The following is a 17585-nucleotide window of genomic DNA, read 5'->3' on the forward strand; positions in this document are numbered from 1 at the left end:
TTTCGCTGAGTGGCTACCAATCCATATTAACCACCGTTCGGGGGTGCTCCGAACACTTCTTCTGCGGGGGGATCGATATAGGCGGCCTGAACGACCTCTTTGCCATCGGGAGAGATGAGAAGTGCCTGGCCAGGGGGCCTGCGCTTGAGTTTGAACTCGCTCGAGGGGAACTCGGTCTTCTCGCCGGAAAGAAACAGGGTCGGGGATCCGGCACCGAACGCCGCGCCGACGAACTTGTCCATCGTGGCCCGGTGCGCCTGGCTCATCTGGCAGGTCACCACGATGTGCAGTCCGATATCCGCCGCGGCGGGCAGCAACGGCGCGAGCGGTGTCATCGGCGGCACCATCCCGGACGCCGCCACGATCATGTGCCAGTCGTCGACCAGCAGCACCACGTCCGGGCCGGTCCACCACGACCGGGCCCGCAGCTGGGCGGTGGTCAGGTCCGGCGGCGGCAGCCGCTTCTTGAGGTTGACGGCCAGCGCCTTGATGGATTCCTCCAACGAGGCGCTGTTGCGGTTCACCGCCCCGGCATCGAGCAGATGGCTCTGCGGCACCGCATCCAGCAGGCCCGACCGGTAGTCGGCCAGCATGAACCGGACCTGCTCGGGACTGTTGCGGGAACAGATCGCCTGGGCGACCGCATGCGCGATCGTCGTCTTCCCCGATTTCGGCGCCCCGAAGATCAGCAGATGCGGCGTGATCTGCATGTTGTTGTAGGCCACCGACAGGTCGGACTCCCGGATGCCAACCGGGATGGTCCACCGCGTGCGGTAGTCGGCATCGGGGCCGGGCGGCGTGGGATCGAGTTCGCGCAGATGGATGCGTTCGGGCAGCACCCTGACCCGGGGTGCCTCGTCGGTGTGCAGGGAGGCGATGTGATCCACCGCCGCGGTGATGGCCGGGACGATATCGGCGGCGCTGTGCACGCCGTCCAGACGCGGCACACCGATCATCAGGTGGTGCTTCTCCCCCGAGATGGCCCGGCCCGGACGGTTGGCCGGGATATCGCGGGTCATCCGGTCGACCTGGGTCTCGTTGACATCACCGAGCCGGAACTCGACCTTCGTGCCCAGATAGTCGCGGACCCGCGATTTCAGTTCGGTCCAGCGCGGGGTGGAGATGATGGTGTGTACACCGAATGCCAGTCCCTGCCCGGCCAGGTCCTGCACCACCGGCTCCAGGTCCGGGAACTCGGCGACGAATGCCGGCCAGCCGTCGATCACCAGGAACACGTCACCGAACGGATCGTGGAACGCCGGGTGATTGGGATCCTCGCGCATCTGCCGGTACGACGCGATGGAGCCGACGCGGTACTGCTTGAACATCGCCTCGCGTTGTCGCAGAACGGCTTTCATCTCTGCGACGGCCCGGTTGACCCGGTCGGGCTCCGAGCGGGTGGCGACCCCGCCGACGTGCGGCAGGTCTTCGAGGTACATCAACCCGCCGCCACCGAGGTCGATGCAATAGAACTGCACCTGGCGCGGGGTGTGGGTGGCCGCCGCCGAGAGCACCAACGTCTGCAGAAACGTCGACTTGCCGGTCTGCGGTGCCCCACCGATGGCGATGTTGCCCGCCGCGGCCGACACGTCGATCCCCCACACCTCCTGGCGGTGCCGACGCGGCTCGTCCATGATGCCCAGCCCGAACCGCAACGGCCGGGACTGATCACGCTCGACGAGTTCGTTCACCGGTGTGGGATCGGTCAACGGGGGCAGCCACATCTTGTAGGCCCGCACCTCACCGGTGGTCAACTGTTCGAGCACCACTTCGCGCAAGACGCGCGGCTCGGATTCTGTGGACGTCATCGTTGTGTCACTCCCGAGGCATCCATCATGGGCGCGGCCGTGAAGGGCTGGATCCGTATCTGACTGGGCACCTGGATCCGGGGCGCGGAATCCCCGTTGGTGGTGATCGCCGCGGCCGGAACATAGTTGGTCCCGGTGTAGACGCTGCGGAACTTCACCGGGTCCTCCATACCGACCCGCAGGAAGCCGACGCCGCTTTCCTTGTTGGTGATGTATTGCGCCTCCGGGGTTCCGATCACCGCCTTGGACTCCGCGGAACTGGTGGTGCGCAACGCGATTCGATAGGTGAGGTTGGGTTCCAGCTTGTCGATGCGCACGCCGCCGGTATTGAGCGACTGGGTGGCCAGCAGCAGGTGCACACGCAGCGAGCGGCCGACGCGGCAGATCCGGTCGAACAGCGCGATGAAGTCCGGGTGGTTCTGCAGCAGTTCGGCGAACTCGTCGACGACGACGAACAGCGTCGGCAGCGGGGCCAGGTCGGCACCGCGCTCGCGGTGCTTCTCGTATTCGGCCACGCCGGAGAGCGCGCCGGCCGCGCCCACCTGGATACCGGCCTGGCGCAGGATGGACTGGCGGCGGTCGAGTTCACCGGAGAGCACCTCGCCCATGCGGCTGACCAGCTCCGCCTCTTCCTCCATGTTGGTGACCACCGCCGCGGTGTGCGGAAGCTTCTCCATGCCCAGGAATGTCGAGCCGCCCTTGAAGTCGGTGAGCAGCAGGTTCACCTGATCGGGGTGGTGGGTGGCGGCCAGCGAGAGGATCAGGGTCCGGAGGAACTCCGACTTGCCGGAACCCGTCGTACCGATCAGCATCCCGTGCGGGCCGGCACCGAACTCGGCGCCCTCCTTGATATCCAGGTGCATGATGTCGCCGGTCTTGAGCTCGTGGCCGAACGGGATCCGGAGCCGGTCGCGGTCGGTGTCGGCGAACATCCGCCACCGGGCGGGGGTCACCTCCTCGACCGACTGCGCGCCGACCAGCTGATGCCACTCGGTGGCGACCTTCTTGTGCACCCGGGTGTTCTTGTCGATGATCGTGCCGGTGATCGACCAGCCTGCCAGCTTGCGCGCCACCCGACCCGCCGCGGTGGGCGTCATCTGGTCGGCGGTGTTGGCGACCAGCCGGAAGGTCTGGTTGGGCAACCGGTCGTCGGCGGTGCCGTCGTCGGCCAGCCGGATCCGGTAGGCCGATCCGCGGTGATTGCCGAGCGTGATGACCGTGACGCCGGCCCGGCCGTCCACGGGGAACCCGGCCTTGCCCCCGGTCAGGTCGATCACGACCACGTAGGGCCCACTCGGCGCGGCATCGGCGGTGTGCGGGCCGCGGGCGGTCAGGTCGGCCAGCCCGTCGGGCCGGGTGAACACCAGCCGCGTCGCACCCGCGGAATCGGTGTCGGTCTGATGCTGCACATGCGGCAGCCATTTGAGCCACGCCCAATCCGGATCCTCCGGATTGTCGGTCAGCACCCTGATCTGCAGCAGGTCCGGCGGATGGAACACCGCGAGATGGCAGATCATGGCGCGCAGCAGTGCCGCCGCCCGGGCACCGTCGCCGCCGACGGCGATGGTCGGGAATGTTCTCAGCTGCACCAACTTCGGGCAGTCGTGGATGAGGCCGTGGGTACGCAGGAACTTGATCAGCCACATGTGGCTGACGGGCTCCAGATGCGGTTGCGGCGCGCCGGCCGGACCCGAGAGCTCACCGCCCACAGATGGTTTGAGCAAACGATCGACGGCGGGCTCGGATCCGACACCGATGCGGACAGCGGCATAGAAGTCGGCGTTGGTCTGTCGAGACCACTGCCGGTTGGTACCGATGATCGAGAGCAGATCCTCGGGATGCGGTGCGTGGTAGTTGAAGAAGGTGACCTGCGCGGCAGCCGAGGTGGTGACGCGGGTCCGCAGGCCCGCCAGGTAACGCAGATACTCCTTGCGGTCGGCGTTGATCTCGGGGACGCGCTTGCCACCCGGCCCGCCACCGGCCATGAAGCCGACCGTGGCCATGATCATCATCAGCGGCATCATCAGCATGTAGGGCGAAAGCTGCCGGATGCCGGTGAAGATCATGATCCCGATCATGCCCAGCATGCCGCCGCCCATGACCCACGGCAGCGCCTTCTGGATACCCGAGGGCGGAATGTCGATCCCGAGGTCATCCGGTGGGGTGATGGTGATTTCACCGGGTGTCAGCCGAGGGCCGCGCTTGATGATCGGGGTGAACTTCTTGGTGGTCATCCACCTGCTCCTTCCGGCGGCAGCGGCGATCCGGGAGCCTGGGCGGGTAGGTTGCCGCCCGGCGCGGGCGCGGGCACACCCGCGGCCGGAGCCGCAGCACCGGCCGGCGCGGCGAGTTCGCCGGTGACCTTTCGGGGGTTCGGGCTCGGCGGCAGGGTGTCATGCTCCAGCAGGGCGGCCTGCTTGGACAGCACCGGACCGTCGATGAGCCAGCTGACCACCTGCCACGGCGCCGTGAGCGGTCCGTGGAGCCCCAGCGACGCGGCGGTGTCCTCGTTGGGCAGCCCGTAGCGCACACCCTGCGGGTCGATGTAATACAGGCTTTCACCGTATCGCGGGTCCGGCGACTGCAACCTGATGTACTGGCCGCCGTCGATGTACACGGTGGCATTGCCCGAGATCTGGTCGATCCCACTGTTCATCCGGCTGGGGGGCACGGGCAGGTGTCGGCCGCTGATGACGGTTTGGCGCGGTCCCTGGTCGCCCGGATCGCGCTGCCACGACCAGCACAGCGTCGGCGCATCCGCGCGCAGCCGGATGTCCATCGGCTCGTCGGGCAGCGGGGAGACGAACACCTGCTCGGGGATGCTGGCGACATCGCTGGCCTCCACCGACGGCGGCGTGATCAGCCCGAAGGAGTTCGTCGCGCGCAACGCCGCCGACGTGGTCCCGTTGACCTTGGCGACACCGTCGGCCAGCACGACGTACCGCTGTTCGACATCGTTGTTCAGGGTCCGGAAGACCGACCCGATCACCAGATTGGGCGCCAGCCCGAGAGTGTTCGGCGCGCCCGCACCCGGCACGGCAGGCAGCTTCAACGGCCCGACATTGGGCAGGGCGTTGAACAGTGCCTCCGAGATCGGGGTGGCGCGCGCGGTGACCGGTATGCCGACGGCGGAGGTCACCGCCCGGTCGGCCATGTCGATGGCGTGCCTGCCATCGGCGGTCACCAACCAGGTCAGATTCTGATAGGTGACCAACACACCCTGGTTCGGGCGTAACGGCCCCACCGAGGCGTCGATGGCCAACGGCATCACCAACGCCGACGTCTGCACCTGGGGCGCGACGCTCTCGGGCTTGATCACGTTGTCGCACAACGACCATGTCGAGGTCGGCGCGCCCACCGGGGTGGCGTACGGGGCACCGGGAATGCCGATCGGCTGCCCCTTGGTCATCCGGTTGAGCTCCTCGGACTTGACCGCCGACGGTGTGGCGGCGTTACCGAGGACCAACCGCGCCGAGGTCAGGTTGTAGACCGGCCGGATGCTGTCGGATCCGGGCACCATGACGTAGAGCTGGTTGGTGGTGCGATCGACCAACAAGGTGTCCGAACCGCGTTTGCCCAGCGGTTTGAAGTACGCCAGCAGCGCGGCGCCGATGCAGATGACGACGGCGATGACGACACCGCACATGACCGCGCGGCTGTAGAACTGCAGCGGATCGTCGAACATCCGGGTGTCGCGGCGCACGATGGCGTGCTCGACACGACGCAAGAGAAAGCGCCAGCCGCTGACCTGGACCTTTGTGGTGAGCCGGAATCCTGCCATGGGTTATCCGATGTTCAGCCTGGCGTGCACGGCGTCGATCGCGGCGGCCATGTCCTCACCGCTGATCTCACTGAGCTGTTCCACACCGAGGGTCTCGAAGTCCAGCGACCGGGCCAGCCGCATGTCCCGGCTCTGCTCACCCGCCTCCACCAATTGTCGTGCGTACCGGCCGTTTCCGGCGATGTCGAGTGCGGGTTTTCCGCCCAGCGAACGGTCACCCAGCAGCGTCGCAGCATCCAGCACCCGCTTGGCCGCCTCCTCGCTGAGTCGCGAGTCGTTGGCTTCGGCGATCACCTTGGCGATGTCGACGATCTCGTCGGGTGCGTAGGAGTCGAACTCGATGCGGGTGGAGAACCGGGACCGCAGGCCGTCATTGGTCTCGAGCAACCGATCGATGTCATTGCTGTACCCGGCGATGATCACCACCAGCCGGTCGCGATCGTTCTCCATCCGCGCCAGCAGGGTGTCCAGCGCCTCGGTACCGAACGGGTCGGTGCGGCCGTCGCGTTCCTGGACCAGGGTGTATGCCTCGTCGATGAACAGCACGCCGCCGAGGGCGCGGTCGATGGTGCGCGAGGTCTTCACCGAGGACTGTCCCTCGTACTCGGCCACGAAATCCTTACGCGAGGTCTCCACCAGCTTGGGCTCGGGGATCACGCCGAGGCCGGCGAGGATGTTGGCGACCACCCTGGCGATGGTGGTCTTGCCGGTGCCCGGCGGTCCGGTGAAGATCATGTGCTTGGACTGCTGGGCCACCTTCATCCCGCGGGCCGCGCGGATCTTGGCCATCTGCGTTGCCGCACGGTACTTCTCGATCTGCTCCTTGACCCGGCTCAGCCCGATCTGGCGGTCCAGTTCGGCCTGCGCGTCGGCCAGCAGCTTCTCCCGCCCGGAGGTGTCGGCCACGACGCTGCCCGGATCCCACGGATCGGTGCGCTGGGCGATCTTCTCGGCGGTGGTGGTGACCAGGCGGTAGGACGGATCACGCAGTGCCGCGGTCACCTTCGGCGAGGGATGAGTGGCCTGCAGCCATTCCAGCAGCGCCATGGCGGCATCCTCGTTGCCCTGACTGCGGCGCGCCATCGCCAGGTACCAGGCGATGGCCTGGGCGCAGGCCTCACCCGCCGGGGACGAGTTGGACTCGGTGAGACGCCGTTCGGCCTCGGTGAACAGACCGAGATTGGTGGCCGCCACGCCGTGCGCCACACCGGCCGCGGCGGCCAGGAACTTGTCCGGCCAGCTCCCGGCGGAGCGCACCTCGTCGATGACATCCGTCCAGCGCTCGGCCGCTCCGTAGATGACCGCGCGGATCCATGACACCAGATACTCGCCGCCCATCGCCGGGGCGTCGTCGAGCGCCTCCATGGCGTCGGCGTGGTTGCCCTCGGCCGCCTCCCGCACGGCGAACGCCATCGTGATCGCCAGCGGTGAGTTGACCGGGTAGGTGATGTCGCCGAACATGCCGCCGATGGGGATGCGCGCCCCCACACTGTTCATCGATATCTCGGCAGCACCGGCCAGCTGCCCGAAGTTGTTCCGCGAGAACCAGGCTCGGAACAGCGTCGCCCGGTCGGAGTCACCGCACCGGATCCGGCCCACCCACGCGTCGCACGCCGTCTCGTCCGCCGCGGTGATCTCGGTGAACAGTTCCAGGGAGCGAGCAGGAGCGCTGGGCAGCATGCCGACCGCCGATCCGAACAGGGCTACCAGGTGATCACTCATGGTCACCTGCATACCTGGTCGCAAAGATCTGCGCCCGGGCGGCATCGGCCTGCTCCGGGGAGGGCAGACCGACGCTGCGGGTCAAAAACTCGCGCGTGTCCGCCGCGTCGTGGCCATGGTCCTGCATTCCTTCGAGCACGTAGGAGAACTGCGCGGAGCGGGCCTGCTGGTTGGCAAGGTCGGCGATGACGACGATCTCGGCGGCCAGTTGGGCCTCCGAATCGGCCTCGGTGGTCGCCTCCGGCGACAGTTCGATGCGGTGGATACGACCGTCGAGCAATGCCGAGACGGTGACGGTGCCAGGCGGGTTGGTCACCGTGAACAACGGCTCACCCACCGATTCCTCGGGTGCACCGAAGTCCACTCCGAAGGCGTCGAGTTCGGGGGCCGGGTGCGGTGCGGGGACCTCGAAGATGTCGTCGAACGCGGCGAGGCCGCCACCGATGTCCTCGCCGTCCTCGGTATCGACCTCGTCGTCATCGTCAAAGGGCTGGTTGCCCATCATGAAGCTGCTCAGTCTCCGTCGTCGTAGTAGGTCGGCTCGGCCTTCGCCTCGAACCAGGCCCCGGCGGGCAGAAAGGACATCAGGCCGTCCAGCGCGCGCTGGAGGTTGTCCTGGGTACCGGCCAGGAAGCTCCCGTAGAGCTCGCCGTTGACCTTGCGTGGGATCGACACGATGCGGCCCAGCGGCGAATCCAGCACGCCGGCAGCGACATCGGCCTGGGTGTACGTGCCCCCGGAGTGCCGCTCGGCGGCGGTGATCTCCACCCAGCTGTTCGGGTTGGCCGTCGCGTCGGCGTAGGTGCGCGCCGACGCCGGCGAGATCCCGAACTGGGACAGCTGATTGGGCGTGCGCGATTCGGCCAACCGGGCGGTGACCCCGGTCATCGGCTCGACATCCGCCGGCTCGGCGGGGCCGAGCACCGCGGTGACCATCCCGGCCAGCCCGACCTGCGGGGCCACCCGCTGCAGAACCAGCAAGTCACCGTCGCGCGCGGCGATGACATGACGATCACCCTTGCGGCACACCACGAACCGGACCATCTTGCCGCCGACATCGCGTCGCCACCATCGGCATTCCAGGGTCCGGTCGGGTCGCGACAGGGTGTCGGACATCGCCGCGACCTCGGGATGCGGTGCGCCGAACGCGTCGAGCACGCCCTGCTCGGTGAGATCGCGGGCGACCTGGTCCCACACCTTCTCCCGCAGATCGGGCTGGGGGATGTTGGGCCGGATACCCAATGCAGGCGGGAACTCCTCGAGCTGGAGCCGATCGGCGATGACGAGCATGCCGTCGATCGTGACCTCGACGGCGACCACGTCGTCATAGTGCGTGGGTTCACCGTGTCCGGCGAAAGAACTGGTCATCGGCTACATCCCCCTCCCCCTCGGAGAACCATCGTCGCGTCGTGACGGCCCGCGCGCACCGAATCCGGCGGATTTCGCGTGAAAACCGGCCCGGCGCGTGTTTGCCCACCCGACCCTAGCAGCGCCCGGAGTACCCCAGATGCACGAATTTGGGCAGGCCACACGCGGTGCCACGGGCGGCCGCCGCGGGTCGGATCACCTCGGCGATGCCGGGCAGTGGTCGATACTGGAGGAGACATCGAACGAGGAGATCGCCTTGACCGACCGCGATGACACACCGCGCGGACAGGCCGGTGACAGTGCGGAGACCGGCCCCATCCCCACGCAGCGTCAGGTTCCGCCGCCGTGGCCGCCGCAGGCACGCCCGGCTCCGCCGGCGGGCAATTCCCACCGGCCGCCCTACCCGCCGCAATCGTGGCCCGCGCAGCACGCTCCGCCGCCCGCCCCACCGAGTTCCTACGCCGAACGGATTACGGTGGCGGAACTGGTGCCGACCAGCAAGCCGGCGCCGGGGCGCGGCTGGCGGCGCCTGGTCTTGCGCGCGTCGTTCGGACTGATCAACCTCGGGCCGTCACCGGCGGAGGTCCGCGAGGCCGAACTGGAGGCGAGGATCCGCGGTGTGTTGCGCGGGCACTACAAGATCGGCGTGCTGGGCAAGGGCGGCGTCGGTAAGACGACGGTGTCGGCCAGCGTGGGCTCGGTGTTGGCCGAACTGCGCCAGGACGACCGGGTGGTGGCCATCGACGCGGACACGGCGTTCGGCAAGCTCGGCAGCCGGGTGGATCCCCGGGCCGTCGGGTCCTACTGGGAGCTTGCCGCCGACGAACATCTGGAGACCTTCGCCGATATCCGCGGCCGTGTGGGCCACAATGCCGCCGGTCTCTTCGTCCTGGCCGGCGAGGCGACACCGGCACGGCGACGGGTTCTCGATCCGGCGATCTATCGGGAGGCCACGTCCCGGCTGGACCGGCACTTCTCCATCTCGATCATCGACTGCAGTTCCACCATGGACAGTCCGGTGACCCAGGAGGCGCTGCGCGACCTGGACGCCCTGATCGTGGTGTCCTCACCGTGGGTCGACGGCGCCGCGGCGGCGGGCCAGACGATGGATTGGCTGGCCGCGCGGGGGCTGACCGGACTGTTGCAGCGCACGGTGGTGGTGCTCAACGATTCCGACGGTCATGCCGACAAACGCACGCGCACCATCTTGGCCCAACAGTTCGCCGGGCAGGGCCAGGCGGTGGTGGAGGTCCCCTTCGACCATCAGCTACGTCCCGGGGGCGTCATCGCGGGCACCGCCACGATGTCCGCGCCGACCCGGCGCAAGTTCGTCGAGATCGCCGCCGCACTGGCGGCACACTTTCCCACCAGCGACGATCGCCACCGCGAGCGTTTCTGAAAGCGGGCTCGGCTCAGTCGATCTGGGCCATCAGCGCTTCGATGGCCGCGACCTCGGCCTCGGTCGGCGGCCGTTCCGCCTCGGTCCCCACGATGGCGTCGTCGGAAACACCGGCGGCCATCGCGGTCTCACCGACGGTCAGGTTGGCCCGGCGCCGTGCGGCGTACAGCCGCTGGCCCAGCGTCGCCGACGGGGCCTCGGCGGCCCGCAAGGTCAGTTCGTCGATCCGGCTGCGCACCCCGCTCAACGCCCTGATGAGCTCGGGCGTCAACTGGATGCGCGCCGCCCGCGCCGCGACCGCTTCGAGCTGACGCAGGTCGGCCAGGATCGCGGTGGCCCGTCCGGTGAACCCGGGGTCGGTGACCGGCGGTAGCGCCTCGATGCTGCCGGCGAAGGTGTTCGCGGCCGCGACGACGGCCTGTGCGATCAACGGCAGCTCGTCGGCGGCGGGGGGCTGTGGGCGCGCGGGCGCAGCGGGGCCGGTGGGCTCGCCCCGGCGAATCCGTTCGATGGTGCCCGGCGGCCATTGCAGGACGGACTCCAACTTGGCACGGGTGGCCAGCCGTGGCCAGCTGCGTCCCTTCTCGAACGCGATCAGTGCACCGGCGTTGATCACACCATCGGCCGCGAGACGGCGTTGGCTGACGTTCAGTTCGCGACGACGGGCGGCCGCGGCAGCCCCCGCCCGGGCCATGCCGGGGTCATCGGCAGGCTCGCCGTTCCCGGTCTCGACCACGCCATGTCCCTTCTGGTCCCCGAACTGGGTAGGCAGATCGTAGCCAAAGCCGTAGCACTGCTATGGCTCGGGGTGCATGTATCGGCCCTGCGGCGCCTGCCGTACCGAATCAATGCGACGGTTTGACCATTGCACGGCGTTCTTGGCGATTTTCGCAAATAACTCGTTCAGCTGCCGATTTGCGTGGCTGATGCGGTGCGGCAGCCACGAACCGCTGCACCCTGCATTCGCCTAACTGTTGCATCGCTACGGTTAGTGCTCTACATTCGTCGACATCGCGGCACTCCTGCCGCCGCCGCACGAGGAGACACCATGAACGCACTGGGCCTGGACGGACTGCCGGTGGGCGAATGCACCCGCGATCCGGAACGCTGGACCATCACCGCCGACGAGGACGCCAAGACGGTCTGCCGGATGTGCCCACGCCGGTGGGCGTGTGCACGGGAGGCCTGTGAGCTTCCGCGCGCCGAGGGGTTGTGGGCCGGAATCGTCATCCCCGAAGCAGGCCGCGGCCGCACGTTCGCACTCAAGCAACTGCGCTCACTGGCCGAGCGCAACGGCTACCCGGTGCGGGCGCGTCGACTCTTCCTCGAGTCGGCCTGAGACGGGCCGTTCCCGCTGCCGTCGACGAGGGGCGCAGGCAGCGGGAGCGGCACCCGACCGACGGCCGGTGGAATACCGCGCCGCACCGATCGGTTGATCTGTTCCGACGGTGCCGGACATGCCCCGGGTACCACTGAAATATCGTCGCTTCGAGCGACCACTTGCCGAGAGGCGACATGCCGGCACCGTCCCCCAACCATCGCTAGGCTTGGCCCGATGAGCAATGCCGATCCCGCTCCCGACGAAGTGGCCTGCCGCCCTTCCTCATTCACGGGCATCCTGCAGGCTCGCCAGGTGCCACTCGGCGGGCCGCGGGCCATGACGGTACGCCGCACCCTTCCCGCGCGCGAACGCTCGATGATCGGCGCCTGGTGCTTCGCCGATCACTACGGACCCCAGGACATCCGGACGTCCGCCGGAATGGACGTACCTCCGCATCCGCATACCGGATTGCAGACCGTCAGTTGGCTTTTCGACGGTGAGATCGAGCATCGTGACAGCAATGGTGTGCACGCGGCGGTGCGGCCAGGAGAGCTCAATCTGATGACGGCCGGTGCCGGCATCTGCCACTCCGAGGTGGCCACACCCGAGACCACGACCCTGCACGGCGTCCAGCTGTGGGTCGCCCTGCCCGACAGCGACCGGCACACCGCACGGGACTTCGCCCACCACGTACCCGAACCACGCGCAATCGATGGCGCGACGGTGCGGGTCTTTCTCGGTGAGCTCGCCGGCGACCGCTCGCCGGTGCACACCTTCACCCCGCTCCTGGGTGCGCAGGTGGACATCGCGCCTCGGGCGTCGGTCCTCCTGGCCGTCGATCCGTCCTTCGAACACGGCGTGCTGCTCGACGAGGGTGCCGTCGACATCGATCAGGTCACCCTGCGCCGGGCCGACCTGGCCTATCGGTCCCCCGGGAGCGATCGGCTGCAGATCGTCAATCGCGGCGAGCAGCCGGCCCGGGTGATCCTGCTGGGCGGGCCACCGTTCGGCGAGGCACTGCTGATGTGGTGGAACTTCGTCGGCCGCAGCCACGACGAGATCGTGGCCTACCGGCAGGCGTGGCAGGACCGATCCGATCAGTTCGGGGAGGTCATCGGCTACCGCGGCGCCATCGACCGATTGCCTGCGCCCGGTATGCCCGGCACTAGGCTCAAACCCCGTGAGCGCTGAACAGCAGGCGGCCGTGGTGATCCCCGGTGAGAACCGCTTCACCATCGCACTGGACGGGCGGCAGGTCGGTCTCATCGACTTCCACGATCGCAACGGGGTCCGGGTGTTCACCCACACCGAGATCGATCCCGCGTTCGGCGGCCGAGGCCTGGGCACCCAACTGGTCGGCGAGACCGTCGCGGCCACCCGCGCGGCGGGTTTGCAGATCGAGTCCTACTGCTCGATGGTCACCGCGTATCTGGCCAAGAATCCCTAGCGTCCGTGCCGAACTCCCGGCCCGCCGCCTATTTCATCGCCGAGGGTGACCGCTACACACCCACCAGCATCGCCCGCGGCCCGTGGGGCCAGACCATCGGCGGGAACATCCTGGGCGGCTTGCTCGGTTTCGTCGTCGACCGCGACCACGGTCACCCCGATTTTCAACCCGCCCGGCTGACCGTCGACCTCTTCCGGCCGGCGGCGCTGGCCCCGCTCACCGTCAGCACGACCACCGTGCGGGCGGGGCGGCGGATCATCGTGATCGACGCGACGGCGACCCAGGACGGCCGGCCGGTGGCTCGCGCCAGCGTGCTCTACCTGTGCCGCGGGCCGGCCCCGCGCACCGACATCTGGACCCATCCGGTCGACATCCCGGAGCCACCCGAGCCCGACCACCCGCACACCGGCGCGCCCATGCAGGTGATCGCGTACGGCGCGGGCACCAGTTCCGATCTGAGCGCCTGGGCGCACCGCGGCCCGAAACACGTCTGGTTACGTACCAACACCGCACTGGTCGACGGTCAGCCCATGACACCGTTCGCCCACGCGGCGATCGCCGGCGATGTGGTCAGCTCACTGACGCACTTCGGTCCCGACGGCTTGCTCTACATCAATGCCGACTACACGCTGACACTCAGCCGGTTGCCGGAAGGCCCCGATATCGGGCTGAGCGCGCTGACCCACTACGCCGATGCCGGGGTGGCCACCGGGACGGCAACGCTGTCCGACCGGGCGGGCCCGATCGGCAGCGGGATCGCCACCGCGCTGGTCAGTCCGGGGTTCGCCCCGCCGCCGGCCTAACCCAGGTATTGAGCGGTGCTGCCGCCCAACGGAACTGCGGGCATGCCGAGCTTGCGGTGATCCCAGCTGCGGGTGCGCCCGGGCACCACGCGCACGCAGACCCGGTTGTTCATCATCTGCTCGACGAACGGTTTGACGTCCTCGGAGTACGGCCCCGTGTAGCGCTCCCACACGCTGATCCCCACGCGCATGTTGGTCTCCGGGTCGTCGATGATCTCCGCGGTCCCGTCGATCGACACACCGCGCAGGGTGTCGTAGGTGTGGCCGTCCTCGATCATCACGGTGATGGTGGGGTCGCGCCGCAGGTTGACCGCCTTCTGCGATTTGGCCTTGGTCTCGAACCAGATCTCCCCGTCCAGGACGGCGTACCACATGGCCACCAGGTGCGGACGGCCGTTGGGCAACACCGTGGCCATGGTGGCGGTGCGACTGTGATCGATGAACTCGGCGATCTCCTCATCGGACATCACGATCTTGGAGCGCTGATTGATTCCCATCACCAATCCTTATCAGGTGCTCACGGCGCTGTTCGGCACCGGATCCCCAGTGTTCGCGGTGACGTCGCCACCGACCGTCGTACCCGCTAGCCTTCGGAGGCATGAGCGCAGGCCTTTTCGGACTCCTCGACGACGTCGCCGCCCTGGCCCGCCTTGCCGCCGCGTCGGTCGACGATATCGGTGCCGCCGCCGGGCGGGCCACGGCGAAGGCGGCTGGCGTCGTCATCGACGACACCGCGGTGACACCGCAGTACGTGCAGGGAATCACCGCCGACCGCGAGCTGCCGATGATCAAGCGCATCGCCATCGGGTCGCTGCGCAACAAGCTGGTGTTCATCCTGCCCGCCGCGCTGCTGCTCAGCATCTTCGCGCCGTGGGCACTTCCCTACCTGCTGATGGCCGGGGCGACGTTCCTGTGCTTCGAAGGCGCCGAGAAGGTGTGGGGCGCGATCTCCGGTGGTGACGGGCACGCCGCACCGGCGGCGGTGGCCGGTGAGGACGTCGAGAAGACGATGACGTCCGGGGCCATCCGCACCGACTTCATCCTGTCCGCCGAGATCATGGTCATCGCACTCAACGAGGTGGCCGAGCAGACGTTCTGGCTGCGCCTGGCCAGCCTGGTGATCGTGGCTATCGTGATCACCGCGGCGGTGTACGGCGTCGTCGCGCTCATCGTGAAGATGGACGACGCGGGATTGGCGCTGGCACAACGCAGCTCGGCTTTCGCGCAGAAGATGGGGCGCGGACTGGTCGCCGCGATGCCCAAGGTGCTCTCGACGTTGTCCACCGTCGGGACGGTGGCCATGCTGTGGGTGGGCGGCCACATCCTGCTGGCGCAGAGCTACGAGGCCGGCTTGCGACCGCCGTACGAGTTGGTCCACGACGCCGAACACTGGACCGCGCATGCCATCGGCGTGTTCGAGGGCGGGGTGGCCTGGTTGGTCAACACCGGGATCTCGGCGGTGCTCGGACTGCTCATCGGCGCCGTGGTGGCGCTGATCGTGCACGTGCTGCCGTTGGGCAAGAAGAAGGCCGCCGCGCACTAGCCGGCCTTTCGCGCCGAATCTGCACAAGATTGTGAGAATTCGGGCATTCTTCGGCATCTTCTTCAGGTTCGGCGACACTGAATGCCCGATGCCCGCAAAACCACGACCAGGCCGGTTCCCGAAGGAACCGGCCTGGATCGAGGGCTGCAGATTGGTTCAGGTCCGCCTAGAACAGATCGGAATTGGCCACCTTGGTCCATGCGGCGACGAAGTCCTCGACGAACTTCTGCTTGGCCTCGTCCTCGGCGTACACCTCGGCGAAGGCCCGCAGCTGGGAGTTCGACCCGAACAGCAGATCGACCCGGCTGGCGGTGAACTTCTCGGCCCCGCTGGCACGATCGGTACCGACATAGGTGCCGTCATCGGCAGGCGAGGGCGCCCACTTGGTGCCCATGTCGAGCAGGTTGACGAAGAAGTCGTTCGTCAGCGCGCCCGGGTTCTCGGTGAACACACCGAGCTTGGTGCCACCGAAGTTGGTGTCCAGCACCCGCAGTCCGCCGATCAGGACGGTCATCTCCGGAGCCGACAGACCCAGCAGATTGGCCTTGTCGATCAGCTGGTACTCCGCGGGCAGCGACAGGCCCTTGCCCACATAGTTGCGGAAACCGTCAGCCTTGGGCTCCAGGTAGGCGAACGACTCGACGTCGGTCTGCTCCTGGGTGGCGTCGCCACGACCGGAGGTGAAGGGCACCGCGACATCGAAGCCGGCCGCCTTGATGGCCTTCTCCAACCCCACGACGCCACCGAGGACCACCAGGTCGGCGAAGGAGACGTCGACTCCGGCCGAGCCCTGGATCTCCTCGAGCTTGGCGATCACCGGCGTCAGTTCGTCGGTTTCATTGGATTCCCAGCCGATCTGCGGCTGCAACCGGATGCGGCCACCGTTGGCGCCACCGCGCATATCACTGTTGCGGTAGGACGCCGCAGCCTTCCAGGCCGTCGAGATCAGTTGCGAGACAGTCAGGCCCGAGTCCGCGATCGCCGACTTGAGCGTCGCCACGTCGGCATCCGAGAGCGGGGTGCCTGCCGGGACGACGTCCTGCCACAACCACGTCTGCCGAGGAACCAGCGGGCCCAGGTAACGGCTCACCGGTCCCATATCGCGGTGCAGCAGCTTGAACCAGGCCTTGGCGAATTCCTCGGCCAGCTCCTCGGGGTGATCCAGCCAGCGCCGGGTGATCTTCTCGAAGCCCGGATCCATCCGCATCGTGAGGTCGGTGGTCAGCATGCCCGGGTGGGTGCGGCCGTTGCCCTGGGCCATCGGCACCGAGTTGGCCCAACCGCCGTCCTTGGGCTGCCACTGGAAGGCACCGGCCGGGCTCTTGACGAGCTCCCATTCGTTGCCGTACAGGATCTCCAGGAAGCTGTTGTCCCACTTGGTCGGGGTGTGCGTCCAGGTCACCTCGAGGCCACTGCTGACGGTCTCGTTGCCGACACCGGAGTTGGCCCAGCCGAGGCCCTGACTCTCCAGCGGGGCGGCCTCGGGCTCGGGGCCGTTCTCGACCTCGGTGGCGCCGTGGGTCTTGCCGAAGGTGTGGCCGCCGACGATCAGCGCCGCGGTCTCGACATCGTTCATGGCCATCCGGCCGAACGTCTCGCGGATATCGGTGGCGGCAGCGAGCGGGTCCGGATTGCCTTCCGGCCCTTCAGGGTTGACGTAGATCAGGCCCATATGGCTGGCGCCAAGCGGGTTCTCCAGCTTGGTGCGGTCACCGTTGGCGCCGGCGTAACGCTCCTGGCTGCCCAGCCACTCGTGCTCGGCGCCCCAGTAGACGTCCTCCTCGGGCTCCCAGTAGTCCGGCCGGCCGAACGCGAAGCCCGCGGTGGTGAAGCCCATCTTCTCCAGCGCCCGGTTACCGGCGAACACCAGCAGATCCGACCAGGAAAGCTGCTTGCCATACTTCTTCTTGACCGGCCAGAGCAACCGGCGCGCCTTGTCCAGGCTGACGTTGTCGGGCCAGCTGTTGAGCGGGGCGAAGCGCTGCATACCCTTACCGCCACCGCCGCGGCCGTCGGCGACGCGGTAGGTGCCTGCGGCGTGCCAGGTCATCCGGACGAAGAACGGGCCGTAGTGGCCGAAGTCGGCGGGCCACCAGTCCTGCGAGTCGGTCATCACGGCGTCGACATCGGCGGTGAGCGCTGCGATGTCCAGGTTCTGCACGGCCTCGCGGTAATCGAATCCGGGGTGCGGGTTGATGACCTCGGGATCCTTCTGCAGGATCTTCAGGTTGACCGCGTTGGGCCACCAGTCACGGTTGCTGCCACCCTCGACCGGCGGCTTGATGACCATCGGGCATTTCGCCTCTGTGGGTTCGGTCTGTGCTTCACCGATCGGGGGACTTGTCTCGGGCACGTGGTAGATCCTTTCCGGGGCTGTCGGACTGGTTTCTTAC

15 protein-coding genes are annotated in these 17585 nt (G+C 67.9%); 6 read left to right on the forward strand and 9 right to left on the reverse strand.

The window, feature by feature from the left end:
- Nucleotides 1-26 precede the first annotated feature (26 nt).
- From eccCb to FBY28_RS13745, 6 genes are read right to left on the reverse strand one after another with little or no spacing between them, the layout of a single operon-like run.
- Complete coding sequence (gene eccCb / locus FBY28_RS13720; protein WP_141867602.1) at nucleotides 27-1808, reverse strand: type VII secretion protein EccCb; 1782 nt, start codon at nucleotides 1806-1808, stop codon at nucleotides 27-29.
- Nucleotides 1805-4042, reverse strand: a complete 2238-nt coding sequence (gene eccCa / locus FBY28_RS13725; protein WP_141867604.1) for a type VII secretion protein EccCa — start codon at nucleotides 4040-4042, stop codon at nucleotides 1805-1807. Before eccCa ends, eccCb begins: the two co-directional genes overlap by 4 nt.
- Entirely contained in the window at nucleotides 4039-5589 is a 1551-nt protein-coding gene (gene eccB / locus FBY28_RS13730) for a type VII secretion protein EccB (protein WP_141867606.1), read from the reverse strand. Before eccB ends, eccCa begins: the two co-directional genes overlap by 4 nt.
- A 3-nt stretch (nucleotides 5590-5592) precedes the next feature.
- Nucleotides 5593-7311: a type VII secretion AAA-ATPase EccA gene (gene eccA, locus FBY28_RS13735; protein WP_141867608.1), complete on the reverse strand. Its 1719-nt coding sequence runs from the start codon at nucleotides 7309-7311 to the stop codon at nucleotides 5593-5595.
- Nucleotides 7304-7816: a hypothetical protein gene (locus FBY28_RS13740; RefSeq protein WP_141867610.1), complete on the reverse strand. Its 513-nt coding sequence runs from the start codon at nucleotides 7814-7816 to the stop codon at nucleotides 7304-7306. Before FBY28_RS13740 ends, eccA begins: the two co-directional genes overlap by 8 nt.
- An 8-nt stretch (nucleotides 7817-7824) precedes the next feature.
- The gene (locus FBY28_RS13745) at nucleotides 7825-8679 is read right to left on the reverse strand and encodes an ESX secretion-associated protein EspG (RefSeq protein WP_019512287.1); all 855 of its coding nucleotides are present in this window, start codon (nucleotides 8677-8679) and stop codon (nucleotides 7825-7827) included.
- 139 nt (nucleotides 8680-8818) lie between these two features.
- Here FBY28_RS13745 and FBY28_RS13750 point away from each other — a divergent pair, with 139 nt between their 5' ends.
- Nucleotides 8819-10078, forward strand: a complete 1260-nt coding sequence (locus FBY28_RS13750; protein ID WP_141867613.1) for a MinD/ParA family ATP-binding protein — start codon at nucleotides 8819-8821, stop codon at nucleotides 10076-10078.
- A 13-nt stretch (nucleotides 10079-10091) separates the two neighbouring features.
- Here the strand turns inward: FBY28_RS13750 and FBY28_RS13755 are convergent, their stop codons facing one another.
- Nucleotides 10092-10814: a hypothetical protein gene (locus FBY28_RS13755; protein WP_216847677.1), complete on the reverse strand. Its 723-nt coding sequence runs from the start codon at nucleotides 10812-10814 to the stop codon at nucleotides 10092-10094.
- 312 nt (nucleotides 10815-11126) lie between these two features.
- Here FBY28_RS13755 and FBY28_RS13760 point away from each other — a divergent pair, with 312 nt between their 5' ends.
- From FBY28_RS13760 to FBY28_RS13775, 4 genes are all read left to right on the forward strand, one after another.
- Nucleotides 11127-11417, forward strand: a complete 291-nt coding sequence (locus FBY28_RS13760; RefSeq protein ID WP_141867614.1) for a WhiB family transcriptional regulator — start codon at nucleotides 11127-11129, stop codon at nucleotides 11415-11417.
- A gap of 216 nt (nucleotides 11418-11633) precedes the next feature.
- Nucleotides 11634-12590 carry a pirin family protein gene (locus FBY28_RS13765; protein ID WP_141867616.1) on the forward strand — a complete coding sequence of 319 codons (957 nt, stop codon included), beginning with the start codon at nucleotides 11634-11636 and terminating at the stop codon, nucleotides 12588-12590.
- The gene (locus FBY28_RS13770; RefSeq protein WP_141867618.1) at nucleotides 12580-12846 is read left to right on the forward strand and encodes a GNAT family N-acetyltransferase; all 267 of its coding nucleotides are present in this window, start codon (nucleotides 12580-12582) and stop codon (nucleotides 12844-12846) included. Before FBY28_RS13765 ends, FBY28_RS13770 begins: the two co-directional genes overlap by 11 nt.
- 5 nt (nucleotides 12847-12851) lie before the next feature.
- Nucleotides 12852-13649 carry an acyl-CoA thioesterase domain-containing protein gene (locus FBY28_RS13775; RefSeq protein ID WP_141867619.1) on the forward strand — a complete coding sequence of 266 codons (798 nt, stop codon included), beginning with the start codon at nucleotides 12852-12854 and terminating at the stop codon, nucleotides 13647-13649.
- On the opposite strand, the gene FBY28_RS13780 is transcribed toward FBY28_RS13775, so the two are convergent.
- Nucleotides 13646-14146 carry a pyridoxamine 5'-phosphate oxidase family protein gene (locus FBY28_RS13780; RefSeq protein ID WP_141867621.1) on the reverse strand — a complete coding sequence of 167 codons (501 nt, stop codon included), beginning with the start codon at nucleotides 14144-14146 and terminating at the stop codon, nucleotides 13646-13648. The two genes, FBY28_RS13775 and FBY28_RS13780, sit on opposite strands and share 4 nt — an antisense overlap.
- Nucleotides 14147-14247: 101 nt before the next feature.
- Here FBY28_RS13780 and FBY28_RS13785 point away from each other — a divergent pair, with 101 nt between their 5' ends.
- Nucleotides 14248-15192, forward strand: coding sequence for a DUF808 domain-containing protein (locus FBY28_RS13785; protein WP_141867623.1), 945 nt, complete (start codon nucleotides 14248-14250; stop codon nucleotides 15190-15192).
- A gap of 166 nt (nucleotides 15193-15358) precedes the next feature.
- On the opposite strand, the gene katG is transcribed toward FBY28_RS13785, so the two are convergent.
- Nucleotides 15359-17545 carry a catalase/peroxidase HPI gene (gene katG, locus FBY28_RS13790; protein WP_174241626.1) on the reverse strand — a complete coding sequence of 729 codons (2187 nt, stop codon included), beginning with the start codon at nucleotides 17543-17545 and terminating at the stop codon, nucleotides 15359-15361.
- Nucleotides 17546-17585: the final 40 nt, after the last annotated feature.

This window comes from Arthrobacter sp. SLBN-53, from assembly GCF_006715585.1.
In the GTDB taxonomy this organism is placed as follows: Bacteria; Actinomycetota; Actinomycetes; order Mycobacteriales; family Mycobacteriaceae; genus Mycobacterium; species Mycobacterium neoaurum_A.

Coding starts and splice junctions, on each gene's coding strand:
- eccCb (WP_141867602.1), bottom strand. CDS start 1,808: ATGACGTCCACAGAATCCGAGCCGCGCGTCTTGCGCGAAGTGGTGCTC.
- FBY28_RS13750 (WP_141867613.1), top strand. CDS start 8,819: ATGCACGAATTTGGGCAGGCCACACGCGGTGCCACGGGCGGCCGCCGC.
- FBY28_RS13780 (WP_141867621.1), bottom strand. CDS start 14,146: ATGGGAATCAATCAGCGCTCCAAGATCGTGATGTCCGATGAGGAGATC.
- FBY28_RS13765 (WP_141867616.1), top strand. CDS start 11,634: ATGAGCAATGCCGATCCCGCTCCCGACGAAGTGGCCTGCCGCCCTTCC.
- eccA (WP_141867608.1), bottom strand. CDS start 7,311: ATGAGTGATCACCTGGTAGCCCTGTTCGGATCGGCGGTCGGCATGCTG.
- eccB (WP_141867606.1), bottom strand. CDS start 5,589: ATGGCAGGATTCCGGCTCACCACAAAGGTCCAGGTCAGCGGCTGGCGC.
- FBY28_RS13785 (WP_141867623.1), top strand. CDS start 14,248: ATGAGCGCAGGCCTTTTCGGACTCCTCGACGACGTCGCCGCCCTGGCC.
- FBY28_RS13745 (WP_019512287.1), bottom strand. CDS start 8,679: ATGACCAGTTCTTTCGCCGGACACGGTGAACCCACGCACTATGACGAC.
- eccCa (WP_141867604.1), bottom strand. CDS start 4,042: ATGACCACCAAGAAGTTCACCCCGATCATCAAGCGCGGCCCTCGGCTG.
- FBY28_RS13760 (WP_141867614.1), top strand. CDS start 11,127: ATGAACGCACTGGGCCTGGACGGACTGCCGGTGGGCGAATGCACCCGC.
- FBY28_RS13740 (WP_141867610.1), bottom strand. CDS start 7,816: ATGATGGGCAACCAGCCCTTTGACGATGACGACGAGGTCGATACCGAG.